Source organism: Streptomyces sp. NPDC037290 (assembly GCF_055603245.1).
This window is the reverse complement of record NZ_JBVJVZ010000041.1, coordinates 12,233-30,323: the sequence shown is the minus strand read 5'-3', so window position 1 is coordinate 30,323 and position 18,091 is coordinate 12,233. Positions and strand designations below refer to the sequence as shown.

Genomic DNA, 18,091 nt, shown 5'->3' with positions numbered 1-18,091 from the left:
CGCTACGACAAACTCGCGGTCCGCTACGAGGCGACCGTCCTCGTCGCGGCCATCAACGAGTGGCTGTGACCAGCACATTCGATACACGCCCTAGACGCCCCGCACCGCCTGGTCGTCCCGCTGATCGGGGACGGCGAGCTGGAAACCGGGGCAACCGCGGCGGCCTGGCTCGCCCGCCGAGCCCTGCACGGCAGCGGAGAGCACGGGGCGGTGCTGCCGGTGGTGCTGGCCAATGGGCTGAAGATGGGCGGCCCCTCACTGCTGGCCGGCATGAACCAGGACGAGGTACGCGCATATTTCACCGGCCTCGGCTACGAACCGCTGATCCACGACGGCGCCGACCTGCCCGGCTTCCGCCAGGTGCTGGCCGACGCCCTCACCCGGCTGAGGCCGCTCGGCGAGCTGGCTCGGCAGCCGGTGATCGTGCTGACCATGCCCAAGGGCCACACCGGGCCCGAACGGGTGGCCGGCCGGCGGATCGCGGGCACCCCGGCCGTCCACAAGACCCCGCTGAAAAGTCCCCGTCACAACGACGAGGAGTTCGCCGCGCTGGCGGCCTGGCTCGCCTCCTACCGGCCCGCCGAGCTGTTCACCACCCAAGGGCGCCCGACCGACCTGGTCCGCCAGGCCCTGCCCGGTCCCCCCGCCGAACCGGGGATGACACGGCCGTCGGCCCCGCTCGCCTCTCGGCGGCTTCAGTCCTGGCCCGACGTGTCCGCGGTCGTACGCGAACGTGCGGCCAGTGGGGCGTTTCGCCTGTTCAGTCCGGACGAGATCGCCTCCAACCGGGTGGCGGTGACGGCGGACGGCAAGCTGCCGTCCTGGGCGGCCGAGATTCTGAATGAGGAGATCTGTCACGGCTGGCTGCAGGGCTACACCGAGACCGGCCGGGACGCGCTGCTGGCCACCTACAAAGCGTTCGCCCCGGTCAACACCAGCCTGCTCGTCCAGCATCTCAAGCACCGGCGGCTGCGCTATCTCACCGGGCAGAGCGGGCTGCCGTCGGTCAACTACCTGATCACCTCGCTGGGCTGGCGCAACACCTACACTCACCAAAACCCCGGCCTGGTCTCCTCGATGCTGGAGACCGAGGACGGCTTCGTGCACGTCTACACCCCGGCGGACGCCACGCGGGCCGCCGCCGTCCTCGCGGTGATGCTGGCCGGGCACGACCGCGTCAACTTCCTGATCACCGACAAGCACCCCGGCCCCTCCTTCCCGCCGGACCCGTTCCGCGACGAGCTCACCGACGGCGCCGCCGTCTGGCCCCACCTGAGCCACCACGGCCGCCCGCACCTGGTCCTCGCCTCGGCCGGGGACGTCCCGGCCCGCGAGCTGACTGCCGCCGCCACGCTGCTGCGCCGGTCGCATCCCGAGATCAAGTTCCGCTATCTGCATGTCAACGATCTCGCGGTCCTCAGTCCGGCTCCGCACTGGTCCTACGCTCTTGATGAGAGGACCTTCACCCGCCTGTTCAGCACCGACACCCCCGTCCTGATGGCCGTTCCCACCCATCCCGCTCCCGTCCGCGCGCTGCTGGCCGCCCGCGGCGAGACCAGCCGGTTCCACGTCGTCGGCTACCGGGAGCCCAGCCGTCCCACCACCCCCGAGGGGCTGCTGGAGCACTGCGGCCTCTCGGCCGCCGCCCTCTCCGCCCGAGCCGCCCTCATGATCAAGGAGCACAGCGGATGACGACCCTCGATACGGCATCCCCGCCCGACCCGAAGGTCCTGGACGCCTTCGAACGTGACGGCTTCGTCGTGCTGCGCGACGTGATCACGCCCGAGTGGCGCGAGCAGGCCGCCGCGGCGGCGTTGCGGCTGCTGGACAGCGACCGCACCCCCGGAAGGGACCGCAGCGTCGACGGCAAGGACGGCTTCCGCGGCATCGTCGCCATGGACGACATCTTCCTGCCGCTGGTCACCAACCCGAAGGTGCTGCCCACTCTCGTCGCGCTGCTGAGCGCGAACCTGCATCTGATGTCCAGCAACCTGATCTACATGCCGTCCATCCCGTCGGGCGGCACGCGCACCATCCGCGTCCCCGAGCGGCACGGCTGGCACCGCGACATGAGCTCTGCCACCCGCGACCTCGGCATCGATGTTGTCCCTCGCATGTCGATCAAGGCCGCTTACTTCCTCAGCGACCTCACTCCCGACGCCGGCGTCACCATGGTCCTCCCGGGCAGCCACGCCGACACCGGACCCGTCACCGTTCCGGCCGGAGCCATCGACCCGCCCGGCGCGATCACCCCCGACGTCGGCCCCTGCGACGCGTTTCTCTTCGAGAACCGCACCTGGCATGCGGGCGGTCTCAACACCTCCGGTCACCCCCGGCTGGCGGTGATGATGCAGTACGGCTACCGCTGGCTCGCCCCCGTCGACGACCCGGCCCCCCAGCTACTGGATCGCGGGGACCTGACCGACATCGAGCAGCAGTTGCTCGGCCGCCCCGACCGCAACCCGGACGGCTCTGTTGCTCACGAAGGCGCCGGAGCCGCGCCCCTGCGCACCTGGTGGCAGCACCTCAACGCGGGCCCGGCTCGTTCTCCGGAATGACACCGCACACGGCCAACTGAACGCGAAAGACTGACGAGATGACCTACACGCCCGAGGAGCTGTTCGCCTCCACCGCCCCCTACTACGCCCGCTACCGACCCGGCTACGACCAGGCTTTCTACGACAGCTGGCCGCGCGCTTCGCCCTGGACGGCACTCAGCGCGTTCTGGACCTGGGCACCGGCACCGGCGTGCTCGCGCTCCCCCTCGCCAAGCTTGTCGGCCACGTCACCGCCGTCGACCCCGAGCCCGGCATGCTCGATGAGGGCCGCAAACTCGCCGCCGAGCAGGACATCACCAACATCGACTGGCGCCAAGGCGACTCCACCACCCTGCCCGGCATGGGCCTGGAACCGGTGCTGCTGACCGTGATGGGGGCCGCCTTCCACTGGATGGACCGCGACCAGACCCTTCGCGACCTCGACCAGCTCGTCGAGCAGAACGGTGCCGTCGTCCTCGCCTCCGGCGGGGCCCCCGGCGATCTTGAGCCCGCGCCCTGGCTCCAGGTCATCGCCGACGTCCGCACCCGCTACCTCGGGCCCGAGCGACGGGCCGGGTCGGGGACCTACGCCCATCCAAGGGAACGCCACCAGGACGTGGTGGCCCGCTCCCCGTTCTCCAGCGTCGAGACCGCCCGCTGGGACCGGACCGTCACCCGCACCCTGGACGAGGTGATCGGCCTTCAGTTCTCCTACAGCTACTCCAGCCCCGCCCAACTCGGCGACGACAAGGACGCGTTCGAACGCGACCTGCGCCAGGCCCTCACCGAGTTCAACCCCGATGGCGTCTTCGACGAAGTCGTACGCACCGAGGCCATCGTCGGCACCCGCCCCTGACAACCCGCCCGTTGCTGCCTGGCCCACGACCGCGTTACGCGGCCAGGCAGTAGGGACGTCTTGAGACACTCCCGCGCTGGAACAGGTTGACAGACCGCATAACTGCGGTGCTCATCCACCGGCACCAGGACGGCGCCGGGTCCCGCGTATCCGTCAGCAGAGTCGCCTCGGCCGCCTTCAGGTCGTGGTGGCAGGCGCCGGCGATTCCCATCGCCGCGTATGCGCGGGCCCGACGCAGATGGAGGGCCGACCGTGCCATGGGGTGCCTCGTGTGGATGAGGGCCTGGCTCAGCGGCTCGACGGCCGACTCTGGCTTCCCGAGCCAGATCGCCTGATACGTGAAGTCCGACAAGACTCCCGCGCCTTGATCTCGGTCCTGGGCGGTGTGCGCGTTGGACAACGCGGCGTTCCACAGCTTCCCGGCCGCGTAGTGCTGGCCCTGGTCGAACCGGTACCAGCCGCACGTACTGGCCAGCGACGACGCCAGTTGGTGCAGACGGCGCCCTGTTGGCTCGCTGTAGCGGCCTGCCTCCAACAGGTCGGTGACCGTGTCCAGGTGCGCTTCGGTCAGCTTGATCATGTGCTGGCGCTGCTCGGTCGGGAGCGCCGACAGCTTCGCACCGGTCGCTTCCAACCAACTCATCAGCTCGTCGTCAACACGAGTGCTGCCGTCGGTGGCAGTGGTGAGGCGTTCGGGTTCCAGGTTGGCCCACTGCGAGGCAAGCCCCGCCAGGGCGAGTGTGCTGTAGGTCAGGAAGGTTCGACGTTCGCGGTCCATCACGGCTCTCTGCGCATCTCGAAGGGCGTGGACGGTGTACGGCGACCCGAGCGGCACCGGCTCCTCGCGGCCGGGCAGCCAGTGAGGCCACGGATAGCGCTCAAGGTCGGAGATCGGCACGTCGAAGGCGTCAGCGATGAGGAGCTGCGTTTCGACGTCGGGTTTCTTCCGGTCGTTTTCCCACCGGCTGACGGCGGCCTTGTCTGCCCCGCACCGAAGTCCCTCTGGTCGCCTCCGCGCGGCCCGCTGCATCCGGATCACCAAATCGCTTTGAGACCAGCCGCGCAGGAATCGCGCGTATGCGAGGGGATGCCGGATCGGTTCGTCCACGGAATCAACCTCATCATCGACAGCTACTCCGAGGGTAGCGAGTGTGCATCCGGGACAACCCCGTGACAACACCTAACTTCTGGATGGCGAAAGGAAGTTGGGCTGTACTCGTCATTCCCGGAAGCGTTCGACGCGCACCCGGACACCTCTCGTATACGAAGCGACGCGCCGTCGCGCTCTCGCGCGCTCAGTGAGCACACCCGAGAAGGGGCTTCGCATGGATCGCTACTTGTCCCGTCGCGAACGGCTGTTGACGTCGTCCCGGCCGCTGCCGGACTTCGACGTCGTGGGATCAAGCGGACCGTGGCTGCACCGTGCTGGCGGCAGCAAGATCTTCGACGGATCGAGCGGGCTTCTCTGTGTGAACGTGGGGCAGGGTAGCCTTTCGGTCTTCGCCCGCATCGAGCAGCAGTTCTCGCGCTACTCGTACGGGGGCGCCGCCGTCGTCCAGCCCCACATCCAGATGGAGCTGATGGACCGCCTGTGCCGCGCCGTGGGTCGCCCGGAAGACTCTGTCGCGCTGACCACGTGCGGGACGCTCGGCGCGGAGGTCGCGGTGGGCCTGGCGCGGAACATCACGCGGGTCCGTGACAGGAAACGCCGCGGAGACATCCTGACGTCCGACCTCAGCTACCACGGGAACTCCGCGCTCACCCTCGCTCTCGCAGGCAACCACGCCCGCCGGCCTCGCCCGGAGGACGCGCTCGGCCTCGGGCCGGCCTTCCCCGCGCCCTATCCGCCGACGCACGGCCACGGCCGGGGTGGGTGCGATGCCTCGTGTGCCGACGAGGTCGCGAGCGTGATCGATCGCCGGGGCGCGGAAAACGTGGCTGCGGTCCTGATCGAGCCCGTCAACGGAAGCACCGGTGGCGCCTACGTGCCGCCCGACGGGTACCTGCGGCGAGTGTCGGAGATCTGCCGTGAGCGGAGCGTCCTGGTTATCCACGATGAAGTGCTGACCGGGCTGTGGCGCACCGGCACGCCCCTGGCCAGCGACTACTGGGACGGCACCGAGCCGGACCTGTGCATCCTGTCCAAGGGTCTGGGGGCCGGGTATACAGGCGTGGGTGCAGTGCTGGTGTCGCCCGAGATCGCACCGCTGATCAGGCACGAGGGCGCAGACCCGCTGCCCGCCATGGGCACCATGGCCACCCACCCGCTCCAGGCGGCGGCTTGCCTGGGGGTCCTGGACGAGCTGGAGTCCATGACCTCCACGCATTCACGGCCCGTGGGGAGCGGCTCGGGAAGTCCCTGCGAGCCCTGGCCGCCCTGGGCCCGGTGCGGGACGTCCGGGGTCTCGGACACCTGTACGGGGTGGAAGTCGAGCCTGGTTTGCTCTGGCCCCTGATGGAGGAGTCCGAGCGGCGCGGTGTCTTGTTCTACCCGTTCACAGGAGCTGGCCACCCGAGGAGCGAGGGCCTGGTCGTCGCTCCTCCTCTGAACTCAACGGATGAGGACATCGACTTCATGGCCGCGGCGCTCTCCGACGCTGTGACGGCCCTCGGCCGCAACGGCTAGGTCGTACCGCTGGCCGCCCCCGGCATCAGCACTCTCCTGTGCTTCCGAACCACCGTGCGCGCACAACGCGCACGGGCCACACGCCATCGGACCCCTCGAAGGAGGACCACCGTGTTCCTGCCGCACCCCCGTGATCGACTCCCTGACACCCGACCAGGTCCGCATGTGGGAAGCGACCTTCTCCCCGGAGGCCGGCGGGCAGCGCCGCCCGGCCATCGAAGAAGGCATCTGGAGGCGTACCCAGGACCCGGCTAACGCCGAGCAGTCCGGGTGGACCAAGGACGAGTTTGGGCGCCGCCGCGTCGTGCACTACCGCCTTCACTACGGCATCGACCTGACCCAGCCGATGGAGCGCCTGGTACTGGAGGAGATGTACCTGTACGTGTCGTGGCTGGTGCCAGCCGCTGAAATCGCGGACCACCAGCGTGCCCTGGACCAGTGGCTCACCGACGGCCGGTGGAAGCCCACCGGCAACTTGGACGGCTCTTGGCGCCGCGGCGACCTCTGCGTCCTGATCACCGAGCACACCGTTCACCCGCAGGACGAGCGCGCCGACCGGGACACCCCCGATGGATTCACGTCGCTCGACGTCACGATCCACTCTGAGGACTACACCCTCACCCGGGCCGCGCGAAACCTTCCCTGGGACGTGCTGGCGGGCGGGATGCGCATCAAGGAGCAGCGCGGCAATCCGACGTACGCCGACGACCTGTCCGGCCTGCTGGACCACCTGCCGTTCGTCGTGGAAGCCGGATGCGGAACCAGCATCGAGGCCGGGATCCCGCCGCTGCACTGGTTGCACGAGGTCTACCGGGTCACCGCCCGCGCGGGCAACGACCTCACCCAGGGCTACGCCTTCACTCTCGCCCCGGCCGACGACATCCTGATCAAGGAGGTCCTGACCAACACGGAACGCAAGGTCGACGACATGGTGAGCATGTTCCGCTCCCTGGTCCTCGCCGAGCCGACCAGCGCCCACCGCGCCCTGAAGGCCCTCCACGACGCCGGCCACATGGTGGGCCCCGTGGCCACGCACAACTTCGACCGTCTCTTCCGCAAGGCCGGGCTGGACGAGGCGTTTATGCGCCGCTACGACCAGCGCACCCCGTACATGCCGTTCCCCGACGACGCCAAGGCCCTGCTCGTCATCGGTCTGCATGCCGACCGGCGCGCGGTCCAGGCCCGCGCCCGCGAGCGCGGCATGAAGGTCTTCTATCTCGACACCGAGGGCGTCACCGAGAACGGGGTCCACAAGCCCTACCTCATCGAGGGCGCCCGGGAGGGGGACGTCGTGGTCCGCTCCGAGGCCACCCCTGCCCTGCTCCACCTGGCCGAACTCCTCAACGTGAACGTCTGATTGAAGCCGGGGTGCCCCCAGCCCCGCTCCCGCACCGATAGCGTCTGGGGGCACACCGAGCACGGTGTGCCCCCGACCAGACAAGGACCCCTGCAATGCGTGTTTCCGTGATCGGCTGTGGTCACCTCGGCATCCCGCACGCGGCGGCGATGGCCGAACTCGGCCACGAGGTCATCGGCGTGGACGTCGACCAGGCCAAGGTCGACCGGCTCAATGCCGGCGAATGCCCGATCTACGAGACCGGACTTCCCGAACTGCTCGCCCGCCACACCACGAGTGGGCGCCTGCGGTTCACCACCGAGATCCGCGAGGCCGCCGACTTCGCCGAACTGCACTTCATCGGTGTCGGCACTCCCATCGACGCCGACGGCCGCTCCTACGACACCGGACAGGTTTACGGGGCCATCCGCCAACTCGCGCCCCACCTCGACCGGCCGTGCACGATCGTTGGCAAGAGCACGGTCACCGTCGGCACAACGAGCCAAGTCACCGCTCTCGCTCAGCGCCTGGCTCCCGCAGGTGAAGACGTCACGGTCGTCTGGAACCCGGAGTTCCTGCGCGAGGGACACGCTGTGGAGGACACCCTGCGTCCGGACCGCCTCATCGCCGGTGTCACCACCACCGAAGGCGAGAAGGCGATCCGCATCGTCTACGCCCCCATCCTGGACGCCGGCGTCCCCCTGTTCATCACCGACCCCCAGACAGCTGAACTCGCCAAGGGCGCAGCGAACACCTTCCTTGGCCTCAAGATCAGCTACATCAATGCTGTGGCCGACATGTGCCAGGCGGCTGGCGGCGACATCTCCCAGATCGTGGAGATCCTTGGTATCGACCCCCGCATCGGCAGCGGTGGCATGAAGCCGGGGATCGGCTACGGCGGCGGCTGCCTTCCCAAGGACATCCGCGCCTTCACCGCCTCTGCCCGGCAACTCGGTACCGAGCAGGCAGCCGCCCTACTGCGTGCCGCCGAGAAGATCAACGAGAATCGCACCGAAGTTGCTCTGGACCTCATCACTCGCGCCCTGGGGGACCGCCCCATCGAGGGTGCCCGGGCCACGGTGTGGGGCGCCGCGTTTAAGCCTGGCACTAACGACGTGCGCGAAAGTCCGCCTCTCGCTCTGGCTCACGCCCTCCGGCAGGGCGGTGCCACCGTCACCGTCCACGACCCGCAGGCCGTGGCCACGGCCATGATTCGTAGCCCCGAGTTCGACTACACCGACGACCTGTCTGCTTCCCTCGACGGTGCCGACGTCGTGGTCGTGGGGACCGAGTGGCCCGAGTACCACCAGGCGGATCCCCAGGCCCTCGTGAACCGTCCCGCCAGCCCCCTGCTTGTCGACTGCCGCACCACTCTCGACCCCGAGCCCTGGCGTGCCGCGGGCTGGACCGTCCACCAGCTCGGACGGCCTGGGAAGTAGGGCCAGGCCCCCGAGTCATGGGCCCGGCAAGCCGTCCTCACCCACTGGAATGACACGGAGGTCTCCCGCTGTGAACAGTGACGCCGTTGTTCTCCGCCGTGCCGGCGACGCCGACGCGCTCGCCCCCGCCGATGTGTGGCTGCGCTCCTTCGACGCCGCGCTGCCGTCGGTGCGCCGTTCGCACGACGACGCCGAGGTCCGGGACTGGTTCTCGCGCGTGCTCGTGCCGCAGTACGAGACCTGGGTGGCGGTCGCCGAGACCACTGTGGTGGGGGTCTTGGTCCTCAATGGCGGGGAGCTGAAGCAGCTCTACCTCGACCCGGCATGGCGCGGGCGGGGGCTGGGCGATCGATTCATGTCCCTGGCCAAGCAGCGCCAGCCAGACGGGCTGGCGCTGTGGACGTTCCAGGTCAACACATCGGCGCAGCGGTTCTATGAACGACACGGCTTCACGGAGGTCAAGCGAACAGATGGGCTACGCAACGATGAGCGAGAGCCGGACATCCGCTACATCTGGCAGTCCCAGAAGTAATGGCGGGTTCGGTCGCCCGCCTGGCCCGGGCGATCTGCCACAGCGGCTGGACGGCCCGCCCCTTGGACGACTGCGGGTGTAAGTAGTGGAGGCATCGGAAATCCCGGGGAGAACGATCATTCTCGGGTCGTGTCCCCGCCGGCGCTCACTGGGACCGGTCTACCGTGTCGCACCATGACCACTCTGATCATCGGCGGCAGCGGCTTCCTTGGCGCCGAGCTGATCCGGCAGGCGACAGCAGCTGGGCACACCACGGCCGCGACGTACGCCACCAGGCCCGGCGACGCCTCCCAGGCCCTCTGGTACCCCCTTGACCTGCGGGATGCGGGGCATATGGACGCCGTTATGGCCGAGGTGAGCCCGCGTCTCGTCGTCAACGCATCGAGCGGCGGGGCCGACTGGGCGGTTACGGCGGAGGGCCCCGTCCGGCTCGCGATGGCCACGGCGAAGCACGGAATCCGCCTCGTCCACGTATCCAGTGACGCCGTGTTCTCCGGTGCCCGAGTGCACTACGACGAGTCCAGCCTGCCTGACCCCATCACCCCGTACGGGGCAGCGAAGGCGGCGGCGGAGACCGCAGTCCTTGCCGTGCATCCGGAGGCAGTGGTCGCCCGCACGTCGCTGATCATCGGACACGGGCGATCCCTACACGAGCGCTTCGTGCACGAACTTGCCGGCGGCACCCGCGATGGCGCCCTGTTCACCGACGACATCCGCTGCCCGGTGCACGTCGCCGACTTGGCCACCGCCCTTCTGGAACTGGCGTTGGGCGACGCGTCCGGTATCCACCATCTCGCCGGGCCTGACGCGGTGAGCCGACACGAGCTCGGCATCCTCATTGCCAGGCGTGACGGTCTCGACGTCTCCCGGCTGCCCAAGGGCCTGCGAGCCCACAGCGCGCTTATCGGCGCGCTGGACGTGCGTCTGGACAGCCGGGCGACCCGGCAGAGATTGAGCACCGCACTGCGCGGTGCACGCCAGTTCTGCACGGCGCCGGCGTTGGCCCACACCGTCGGCCCATGAGCGAATGGTCAAGCCCCCATGGCTCAGGCCTACATGACAGGGTGGGGGTCACGACTGATTCTGGAGGGGAGTAACGGGTGGGCGCGCCAAAGCAGTTGAACCGGTTACACCGCGTTCTCGCCGGCGTTGTGGTGACCGGCGCCTTGATCATCGCTGGCATCGGCTTCACCGGCTCGTACGCGGCCGTGCGCGAGTTGGCAGTCAAGAAGGGCTTCGGAAGCTTCTCCTACGTCTTCCCCATCGGCATCGACGCCGGCATCTGCGTCCTCCTGGCCCTGGACCTCCTGCTGACCTGGATCCGCATCCCGTTCCCGTTGCTCCGGCAGACGGCCTGGCTCCTGACGGCCGCCACCATCGCGTTCAACGGAGCCGCTGCCTGGCCTGACCCGCTTGGCGTCGGCATGCACGGGGTGATCCCGATCCTGTTTGTCGTGGCAGTCGAGGCGGCCCGGCACGCGATCGGCCGCATCGCCGACATCACCGCCGACAAGCACATGGAGGGCGTCCGCCTGACCCGCTGGCTCCTCTCGCCGGTCCCCACGTTCCTCCTCTGGCGCCGCATGAAACTGTGGGAGCTCCGCTCCTACGACCAGGTCATCAAGCTCGAGCAGGAACGACTCGTCTACCAGGCCAGCCTCCGCTCCCGCTTCGGCCGTGCCTGGCGGCGCAAGGCACCAGTGGAGTCGCTGATGCCGCTCCGACTGGCCCGCTACGGCGTCCCCCTCGCCGAGACCGCCCCGGCCGGGCTGGCCGCCGCGGGTATCGACGAGCCGCCGATCCAGTTCACCGTCGAGCGGACCCCGGTTCCGGCACAACGGCGGAGCCCCGAACTCGAGGCCGCCGTCGACCAGGAGAAGGAACTGGTACAGGTGCGCGGCGCGCAGCATCAGCCGGTGGCGCAGCCTCGAACCGTCGACCCTGAGCGGCCGCACGAGCTGGCGGACGAAGGAAACGACCAACACCTCGCAAACGCCTATCAGGACTGGATGGCCGCCTTCGGAGTCGAACCCACGAGCGCGCAGTTCGCTTTGTGGCTCCAGGACCAGTACGGCATCGCCACCGCGGCCGGCGGGCCACTGTCCGACCAGCAACTCGAACCCCTGCTGCGACTCCTCAAGCAGCGCCAGCCAGCGGCTGAGACCGGGACCGAACCCCAAGCCCCGTACGACGCGGACGACGGATGGGGTGACTACTTCTACAACGCCTGGCTCGCATACGCGCAGGAACACGGGACCTACCCCGATGCCGCCGCACTCGCGACGTACGTATACGAGCGGGACCAGATCACCGGCGGCAATGGTCAGCCCATCACCGGTGCAGACCTGGAGTACTTCGTCTCCACCTTCCGGCAGCGCGAGTTCGACGAGACGGAGCCGCCCACCGACGAGGAAGCCACCGAAGCGGCCGCACAGGCGCCTTCAGATGACCCCCTCTCGCACGATGACGAGCTTGAGGAGGCTCCGGCCGGCGCGGGCGCGCACCCCGCCAAGGAGAAGCGCAGTCCGAGGGTGAGCGCCGCCATTGATGACCTGCCAGGCGAGACGGATTCGACCGCGGAGCCCGCCGCGCTCACCACGGTCGATCGCTACTACCTGGCCTGGACGGAGTACCAGACTGAGTACGGCGAGGAACCCAGAGCCGAGCAGCTCTCCGTCTACCTTGCGAGCAAGAAGGGCATGATCGGCCGCGGCGGGAAGCCGGTCAGCCCGTCCACCTTGCGCCGCTACCTGTTGCCGTTCCGTGTCTATAACGTCTGGGCGGAACACCGGGTGCGCAACGAAACTCCGTCCCTCGACGCGGTTGCGCAGGAGTGCGCAGCCCACGGGATCACCGCGCAGCACAACAAGCCCCTCACTACCGACTACATTGCCGAGCAGGCCGTCGACTTCGAGCGGCGCTGGCAGGCACTGACCCGCCACCACGCGCAGCCACAGCAGTGACAAGCCGCGCCCCGCTCGTCCCTGCGCACTAGTGATCCAGCCACTGCTACGGCTGCGCAATCGAGAAACTGCAGGTCACCCCAGCATTGCGCAGACTGAGTGCCTGTTGCGCGGCCAGTGCGCGCAGCAGTCTGCCCCACTGAACCAGTCGCCGAGGCAGGTGGAATCCCATGCGTGCCCTGCGCATTGCCCTCGACACCACCGTCACGGAAATCGACCTGCCCGAGTCCCTTGCGTACTCTGCGGTCATGCATTACATCGGTACGACCGGTCAGTTGATCAAGGGCTGTACCACCGACGAGCCCTCCTGCACATCCATGGCAAGGGACACGGGATGGGACTTGAGCAGAACATCACCGCATGGGCCCTGGCGAGCACCTGGCGAGGCATCGCTCTGTACCCGATCCACGGGCCGGTCATCGTCACCGGACGCGCCCACGACGGAGCAGTGGCCGCTCTGGACGACGACCTGGCCCAGCATGCGTACACGGTGGCGCTGACCGTACGCGAAACACTGGGGGAGTGGCACACCCGGCCACCCGCGTCCAACGAGGCGGCCCTGAGCGAACTGCTCGCCTACGCAGCTCGGGACGTCGTCCCCGGGCAGTAGCGCGGACTGCGCGGCCCTGCGCAGCAACAATCACAGAGCCTTGCGCACCGCCGCGTTCGTGCCGTTGAGGAGCTCGTTGATGAGCTGCGTGGTCTCGATCTCCAGCGAGCAGTCCAAATCCCGGTTGACCTGTTGTACGCGGGTGATCGCGGTGTGCAGCCCGGAACGGTTCCCGCGCGCAGCCTCAAGACGCATCCAGTCCCGGTAGAGGAGCTCTGCCGTGGGGTCGACCTCGAGACCGGTCGCGACGGCCTGGCGGGCGGCGCTGAGGTCGTGGTGGGGGCCTGCGGGGATCCGGTAGGTGGCCACGGTGTGCGCGACGTCGATGATCCGAGTGATCATTTCCTGCTGGTAGGGCTCGGCCCACGGCAGCGGACGACCCCCGAATGGCTTGCCCCGCACCAAGGTCAGCGCCTTCTCCAAGTCGGTCAGGCCGGACGGGCCCAGCGGCAGCGAGCGTTCGACGAGCTGGAGGAAACGGGTCCAGTCACAGCGCACGCCGGGAGCGAGCCGGTACGGATCCTCGCCCGCCTTGCGGCGCGGAACGTAGAGGTTGCCGGACGAGTCACCGCCCAGTGAGCTGCGCAGGCCCTGCATCCGCGCGTTGAGGGTGCTCGTCGACCACGGGCTGACGGGATCCATGTCGGCACACAGTACATCCGCGCTCCGCCCAGGCCGGAAGTACAGCAGGGCGGCGAGCTGCGCCATCCTCGGGCCGTGGCCGGTGCTGTCCACGCCCGTCACCTCAACCGGCCCCAGGACCCGGATCTCCGGAGCGTGCAGGTCGTGCGCCTCGCTCTCTTCCGTCTCCGACACTGTGGGCGCCTCGGCGGCGGTCGCCGGCTCGTCGGCCCCCGCGGCATCTGCCATGTCGGTGGAGTCTGTCTCGGCCGAGGGCGCAGGGGCCAAAGACACGGCTGCTTCGGTGCCCGGGCCGGCTTCGTCGTCGAGCCCGGCCGACGATGGGCCGGGGGAGCGGAGACGGAGCCCGGAGGGATCGGTGCTGGCGGCGAGCAGGGCCGGGAAGACCTCCCCGCTCACCTCCGTTGCTGCGGGCGGCGACGGGATCGAGGCGCCGGCGGGCGCGATGGACTCCTCCGGCGTTCCCTGCGCGGGTTGCTGCATGCCCTCCAGCTCGTCCGGCACGTCCTGCCAGGGCCCCTCCGCGGGGTGAGAGGGTTCCCCGGACACCTTCAACGCGGTGGTGATCTGCAGGTAGGCGGCGTGCTCCAGGCGCTGGACGGTGATGTCGGTGTCGGCGTAGTCGAGGTGCTGCGGCTCGCTGAGGGAGGCGTTGAGGATCTCTGCCTCGGGGAATTGCCCGGCCGCCGTACTCGCCGGGGCGATCAGCGTGACGGGCACCGCCCCCGCCTTGTCGATGACGTCCGCGAACTGCCACGCCGTGTCCTCATCCAAGGAAGACGCGCACAGCAGCAGATAGGGCTGGTGCTGGGTTTCGGGGATCTGGTGTGCTTCCAGGAGGCGTTCGCTCAGATCGCGCAGCGCGTGCGTGGCTTGCCGCATGTGGGCGACCCGTGCGGTGGGCAGCAGCTGCGGCAGGTCCTCGCCGAACCCGATGGTGACGATTTCGACGTTGGACGCCCAGGGGCTCATCCCGAGTTCGAGGGCGAGTGAGGTGCACACCTCGGTGATGTGGACCGGGTTGCCGTCCAGCAGCAGCGCGGGCAGCTGCGCGAGGTTGAGCAGGAGCAGGTCGCTGGCCTCGGTGCTGCCGATCGTGACCAGCCCTGGGTAGGGCGGCGGTACATCGCGGGCGGTCTCGTCGTCCAGGAGGTTGGCGTCGGCGGGCAGAATCCACCAGCCGCCCTGTCCGGAAGTGAAGGGCGCCATCGGGTCCTGGGCGAGGTCCTCGGGCAGCACCCCCAGCGCTCGGGTCCCGATCCGGGCGGCCCGCAGCGGAGGCAGGATCGCGTCCTCCTCTTGCTGGGCCGCATAGTGGGCCAAGGTCCGCAGCGCCACGTCCAGGCGGGCAGCGCCGCTGGGCTCGGCGGCCGCCGCCAACTGAGCCTCGGCACCCGAGGTTTCCGACGCGATGGCGATCCTTTCGCCTGGCTTGCGGCGGCGGCGCTGCAGCGTCCTGCGCAGGGACAGGGCGCCGGTGATGGCGGCCGCCAGCAGTGCGCCGGCGCCGAGCACGATGCGCAGGTTCAGCGGGCTGCTGCTGGCCGGGGCCGTCGCCGGGGTCGCGGGTGCCGGAGTGGCGGGGGAGGTGGCAGCGGAACCGGACGATTGCGGCGCCGACGGGGAGGCGGCAGAGCGCGAGGCGTTGTCGTTGCGCTCGGGCTTCGCGGGCGCTGCTGCGGACGCAGAGGAATGATCCTGCCTGGGCTGCTCGGCAGGGCGACTTGGCGGTGCGCTGGGCGCCGACGACTCGGGTGCCGGCGCTGTGGTCTGGCTGGGGGCCGGCGTTCGTTCATCGCCCCTGCCGTCGCCTCGCTTCTGCTTGCCGTCGGGATTCTGGGTGGTAGGCGGAGTGGTCTTCTGACCGCCCGACTCCCTGCCTTCGTCGCGGCGTTGGGCCGGTTGGTCGGGCTGGGCGTCGGGCACCGTGATCTGTTGCCCCGCGTAGATGACGTCGGGGTCGGTGACCTTGGGCAGGCCGTGCGGCTGCGGCTTGCCCCGGCTGGCATCGAACAGCTGCGGCCAGTCGTCGCCGTCGCCGAGTTCCCTCTCCGCGATCTTTGACAGGTAGTCGCCCGAGTGGACCGTGACGACGTGCCCACCCTTGTCCTCGGCAGCGGGTGCGCTGTCACCCAGTTGTGTACGGATGCCTCCCGCAGCCGTGGCGGTCTCGGGCATCCGCAGCTGCCAGCCGGGCTGCAGAAAGCTGTTCGCGCGGAAGACCGTGCCGTCGGCCATGGTGCGGCCCTCGTTCGGGTTGGCGATCTCCCGCCACCGCTCGCCGTCGCCCAGCTCCTTCTCGGCGATGCCCCACAGGCTCTCCGCGGGCCGCGTCTCGCGCACCGTGTACGTCGTGCTGGCTGCTGCTGTGCTCGCTGCGGGCGTCCTGCCCTGCTCGTTCGCGGCGGCCTGCGGAGCCTGGGCCTGCCCGGGCACACGGGCCGCGATGGTGGGGGCGGCCTGGGCGTCAGAGGCCAGAGCAGAACCCGTCGGCAGTAGCACGATGATGCTGCCGATCAGCAGAGCCGCGGCGCGCTGCGAGGCGCCCATCCCGCGCGGGGCATGCCATGTCCGGCCCCGCGCCTGCGCGATGAGTTCGCGGACGGCGCAGAACGTGAACTGCGCCCACCCGATCCAGCCCACGCAGGCGAGCAGCAGCAGGAAGACGCTGCCGGTGTCCTGCCGGTCCAGCAGGTGCACGACGTCGTCGTGGGTGGCAGCCCAGATGACCGGGGTGGCCCACGCCAGCAGCAGCGGCAGCCCGGCGACCGCAACTGCGAGGACCAGCAGACTCAAGCCGGCCTTGAGAACCTGCGCCAGGGTGCGGCCGGTGGTTCCGGCGGGGGAGGGGGTGGTGCGCATCAGTTTCCTTCGGGAGCCGTGACGCCGTGCAGGAGGGTCGCTTTGCCATGGCCGGTTACGGACAGAGAACCGATCCCCACCACCGACAAGAACTTCGTGTCGTAGGAGCCAGTGACCGTGACGGTGAGCGTCTTACCGTCGCCGGACACGCTGACCGTGCCGGTGGCACCGGCCGAGCGCAAGTAGGCCTGGGCCGCGGCGGACGCGGCCTGCGGATCCACAACGATCGCCTTCCCGTTGATCGCATCGGTGGGATCGATGGCCTGCCCACCTGCCCGCGCAGCCTCGCCGGCGATGTAGTCCGCGCGTTCCGTGGCACGCATCTTGCTGCCGCCGTCGACGGCGACGCCGATGATCCCGATCAGCGCGATGACGCACACGGCGACGAACACGGTGACGCCTCCCGCATCGTCCAGCCGCGCTCGGCGCAGGCAGATCTGCCGGAAGATCATCAGTCACCCCGCTGCCTGTACTCGTCCACCACCGAGGTCGCCGTCGACGAGAGCGTCTTGGCTCCTGGCACACCCGGAAGCAGAAGGTCGGACAGATTGACCGTGCAGGTCACGGTCACGGTGACCGTACCGACCTGCCCCACCGGCACACTGAGACCACCGGTGTCGATGCTGACGGATGTCGACGCGCACTTGATGCCCTGATCCTGCAGGGACTCGGCAGCCGCCGACTGCGCGGCACTCTGCGCGGCCGCCGCTGTGCGGTGGATGGATGCTTCCCTCGCCGCGTCCTCCGCCGCGGAGTCGATCTTCGCGCCGGAGGTGACGATCCGGCCGCCGGCAATCGCCAGACACAGAAACATGATCAATGCTGGAAGGACGATCGCCGCCTCGATCGCAGCGCTGCCCTCATCGCTGCGTAGATCGCGTGCCCAACGGGCCATGGATCGCACGTGATTCACTCCCCCGGACTGTCCAGCGCTCCACGGGTCCGGACGCCGACTGCGTGACCTGCAGACCCGGCACACCCGGGATCATCGACAGGGCCGTGCCGGACACCTGGACCCGCACGCGCAGCCCGTCACTGCTTGCGGAGACGCTGTAGCCGCTCAGGCTGTCACCGGCGGTACGCCCCAGCACGTTGCGTGCCTGGGCCGCACCGTCGGCCGGGCTCGACTGGTAGGCGCGGGCGGCGCTGACGCCCTCGCGGGCAGCGGTCAGAGCTATCTGCCGGGCATAGTACCACATGGAAGCCTGAATGACGGCGACCGTGGCGAGCAGCACGAACGGGAAGATGATCGCCATCTGGATGGAGGTGTCCCCGCGGTCGTCGCGCCATCTTCGCCCCTGCCAGCAGGCCGTCAGCCGCTCGGGACGACTCATCACAGCCCGCTGAGCTTGCCGTTGTACTTGGCGATCACGACGGCGATGGTCCCGGCGATCAGAACGGCCCCGGTGACGGCGGCCACCCAGATAATGACGGTGGTGGTGGAGATATCTCCACGGTCCGGGCGACGGGCAGCCTCCTCAAGGCCCTCCTGCACGCGCTTGGTCAGCCGGAGGACCGCACCATTCGCACGCGCCCAGGCACGCGCGCTACGGCGGCCACGCCCCGGTCCACCCGATGCGGCGTCCGGGCCGGTGTGCGGGTGCATGGTCGCCCGGAGCACAGCACGGCGGGTACGGGCTGCGGTGTGCTTCATGTTCCTTACCTCTCTGAAGCGTTGAACGAGTCGT

At 69.3% G+C, this 18,091-nt stretch carries 16 protein-coding genes; 10 read left to right on the top strand and 6 right to left on the bottom strand.

Annotated elements, in window-relative coordinates; all coding sequences use genetic code 11:
* Window positions 1–81: 81 nt before the first annotated feature.
* From ACZ7HQ_RS42490 to ACZ7HQ_RS42480, 3 genes are all read left to right on the top strand, one after another.
* Window positions 82–1,692, top strand: a complete 1,611-nt coding sequence (locus ACZ7HQ_RS42490) for a phosphoketolase family protein (protein ID WP_471002196.1) — start codon at window positions 82–84, stop codon at window positions 1,690–1,692.
* Window positions 1,689–2,558 (top strand): phytanoyl-CoA dioxygenase family protein, encoded by an 870-nt coding sequence (locus tag ACZ7HQ_RS42485; protein ID WP_471002190.1) that lies wholly within the window; start codon window positions 1,689–1,691, stop codon window positions 2,556–2,558. Before ACZ7HQ_RS42490 ends, ACZ7HQ_RS42485 begins: the two co-directional genes overlap by 4 nt.
* 190 nt (window positions 2,559–2,748) lie before the next feature.
* Complete coding sequence (locus ACZ7HQ_RS42480) at window positions 2,749–3,393, top strand: class I SAM-dependent methyltransferase (protein ID WP_471002187.1); 645 nt, start codon at window positions 2,749–2,751, stop codon at window positions 3,391–3,393.
* Window positions 3,394–3,427: 34 nt separating this feature from the next.
* Here the strand turns inward: ACZ7HQ_RS42480 and ACZ7HQ_RS42475 are convergent, their stop codons facing one another.
* The gene (locus ACZ7HQ_RS42475) at window positions 3,428–4,501 is read right to left on the bottom strand and encodes a helix-turn-helix transcriptional regulator (protein ID WP_471002184.1); all 1,074 of its coding nucleotides are present in this window, start codon (window positions 4,499–4,501) and stop codon (window positions 3,428–3,430) included.
* A gap of 190 nt (window positions 4,502–4,691) precedes the next feature.
* Between ACZ7HQ_RS42475 and ACZ7HQ_RS42470 the strand changes: the two genes are divergently transcribed.
* From ACZ7HQ_RS42470 to ACZ7HQ_RS42440, 7 genes are all read left to right on the top strand, one after another.
* Window positions 4,692–5,849, top strand: coding sequence for an aminotransferase class III-fold pyridoxal phosphate-dependent enzyme (locus ACZ7HQ_RS42470; protein ID WP_471002181.1), 1,158 nt, complete (start codon window positions 4,692–4,694; stop codon window positions 5,847–5,849).
* 300 nt (window positions 5,850–6,149) lie between these two features.
* Complete coding sequence (locus tag ACZ7HQ_RS42465; protein ID WP_471002178.1) at window positions 6,150–7,376, top strand: SIR2 family protein; 1,227 nt, start codon at window positions 6,150–6,152, stop codon at window positions 7,374–7,376.
* A 95-nt stretch (window positions 7,377–7,471) separates the two neighbouring features.
* The gene (locus ACZ7HQ_RS42460) at window positions 7,472–8,794 is read left to right on the top strand and encodes a UDP-glucose dehydrogenase family protein (protein WP_471002175.1); all 1,323 of its coding nucleotides are present in this window, start codon (window positions 7,472–7,474) and stop codon (window positions 8,792–8,794) included.
* 70 nt (window positions 8,795–8,864) lie between these two features.
* Entirely contained in the window at window positions 8,865–9,326 is a 462-nt protein-coding gene (locus ACZ7HQ_RS42455) for a GNAT family N-acetyltransferase (RefSeq protein WP_471002173.1), read from the top strand.
* A gap of 174 nt (window positions 9,327–9,500) precedes the next feature.
* A complete protein-coding gene (locus tag ACZ7HQ_RS42450; protein WP_471002170.1) occupies window positions 9,501–10,349 on the top strand; it encodes a sugar nucleotide-binding protein in 849 nt (282 codons plus the stop codon).
* Between the two features lie 143 nt (window positions 10,350–10,492).
* The gene (locus ACZ7HQ_RS42445) at window positions 10,493–12,289 is read left to right on the top strand and encodes a DUF2637 domain-containing protein (RefSeq protein WP_471002168.1); all 1,797 of its coding nucleotides are present in this window, start codon (window positions 10,493–10,495) and stop codon (window positions 12,287–12,289) included.
* A gap of 334 nt (window positions 12,290–12,623) precedes the next feature.
* Complete coding sequence (locus ACZ7HQ_RS42440; protein WP_471002165.1) at window positions 12,624–12,899, top strand: hypothetical protein; 276 nt, start codon at window positions 12,624–12,626, stop codon at window positions 12,897–12,899.
* Between the two features lie 30 nt (window positions 12,900–12,929).
* On the opposite strand, the gene ACZ7HQ_RS42435 is transcribed toward ACZ7HQ_RS42440, so the two are convergent.
* The 5 genes from ACZ7HQ_RS42435 to ACZ7HQ_RS42415 are packed head-to-tail and all read right to left on the bottom strand — an operon-like array spanning window position 12,930 to window position 18,057.
* Window positions 12,930–16,403 carry a LysM peptidoglycan-binding domain-containing protein gene (locus ACZ7HQ_RS42435; RefSeq protein WP_471002162.1) on the bottom strand — a complete coding sequence of 1,158 codons (3,474 nt, stop codon included), beginning with the start codon at window positions 16,401–16,403 and terminating at the stop codon, window positions 12,930–12,932.
* On the bottom strand, window positions 16,403–16,855 hold the full coding sequence (locus tag ACZ7HQ_RS42430; protein WP_471002159.1) for a TadE/TadG family type IV pilus assembly protein: 453 nt from the start codon (window positions 16,853–16,855) through the stop codon (window positions 16,403–16,405). The genes ACZ7HQ_RS42435 and ACZ7HQ_RS42430 overlap by 1 nt, the downstream gene beginning before the upstream one ends.
* The gene (locus ACZ7HQ_RS42425) at window positions 16,855–17,298 is read right to left on the bottom strand and encodes a TadE/TadG family type IV pilus assembly protein (protein ID WP_471002193.1); all 444 of its coding nucleotides are present in this window, start codon (window positions 17,296–17,298) and stop codon (window positions 16,855–16,857) included. Before ACZ7HQ_RS42425 ends, ACZ7HQ_RS42430 begins: the two co-directional genes overlap by 1 nt.
* Complete coding sequence (locus ACZ7HQ_RS42420) at window positions 17,264–17,737, bottom strand: TadE/TadG family type IV pilus assembly protein (protein ID WP_471002156.1); 474 nt, start codon at window positions 17,735–17,737, stop codon at window positions 17,264–17,266. The genes ACZ7HQ_RS42425 and ACZ7HQ_RS42420 overlap by 35 nt, the downstream gene beginning before the upstream one ends.
* On the bottom strand, window positions 17,737–18,057 hold the full coding sequence (locus ACZ7HQ_RS42415) for a hypothetical protein (protein ID WP_471002153.1): 321 nt from the start codon (window positions 18,055–18,057) through the stop codon (window positions 17,737–17,739). The genes ACZ7HQ_RS42420 and ACZ7HQ_RS42415 overlap by 1 nt, the downstream gene beginning before the upstream one ends.
* Window positions 18,058–18,091 lie beyond the last annotated feature (34 nt).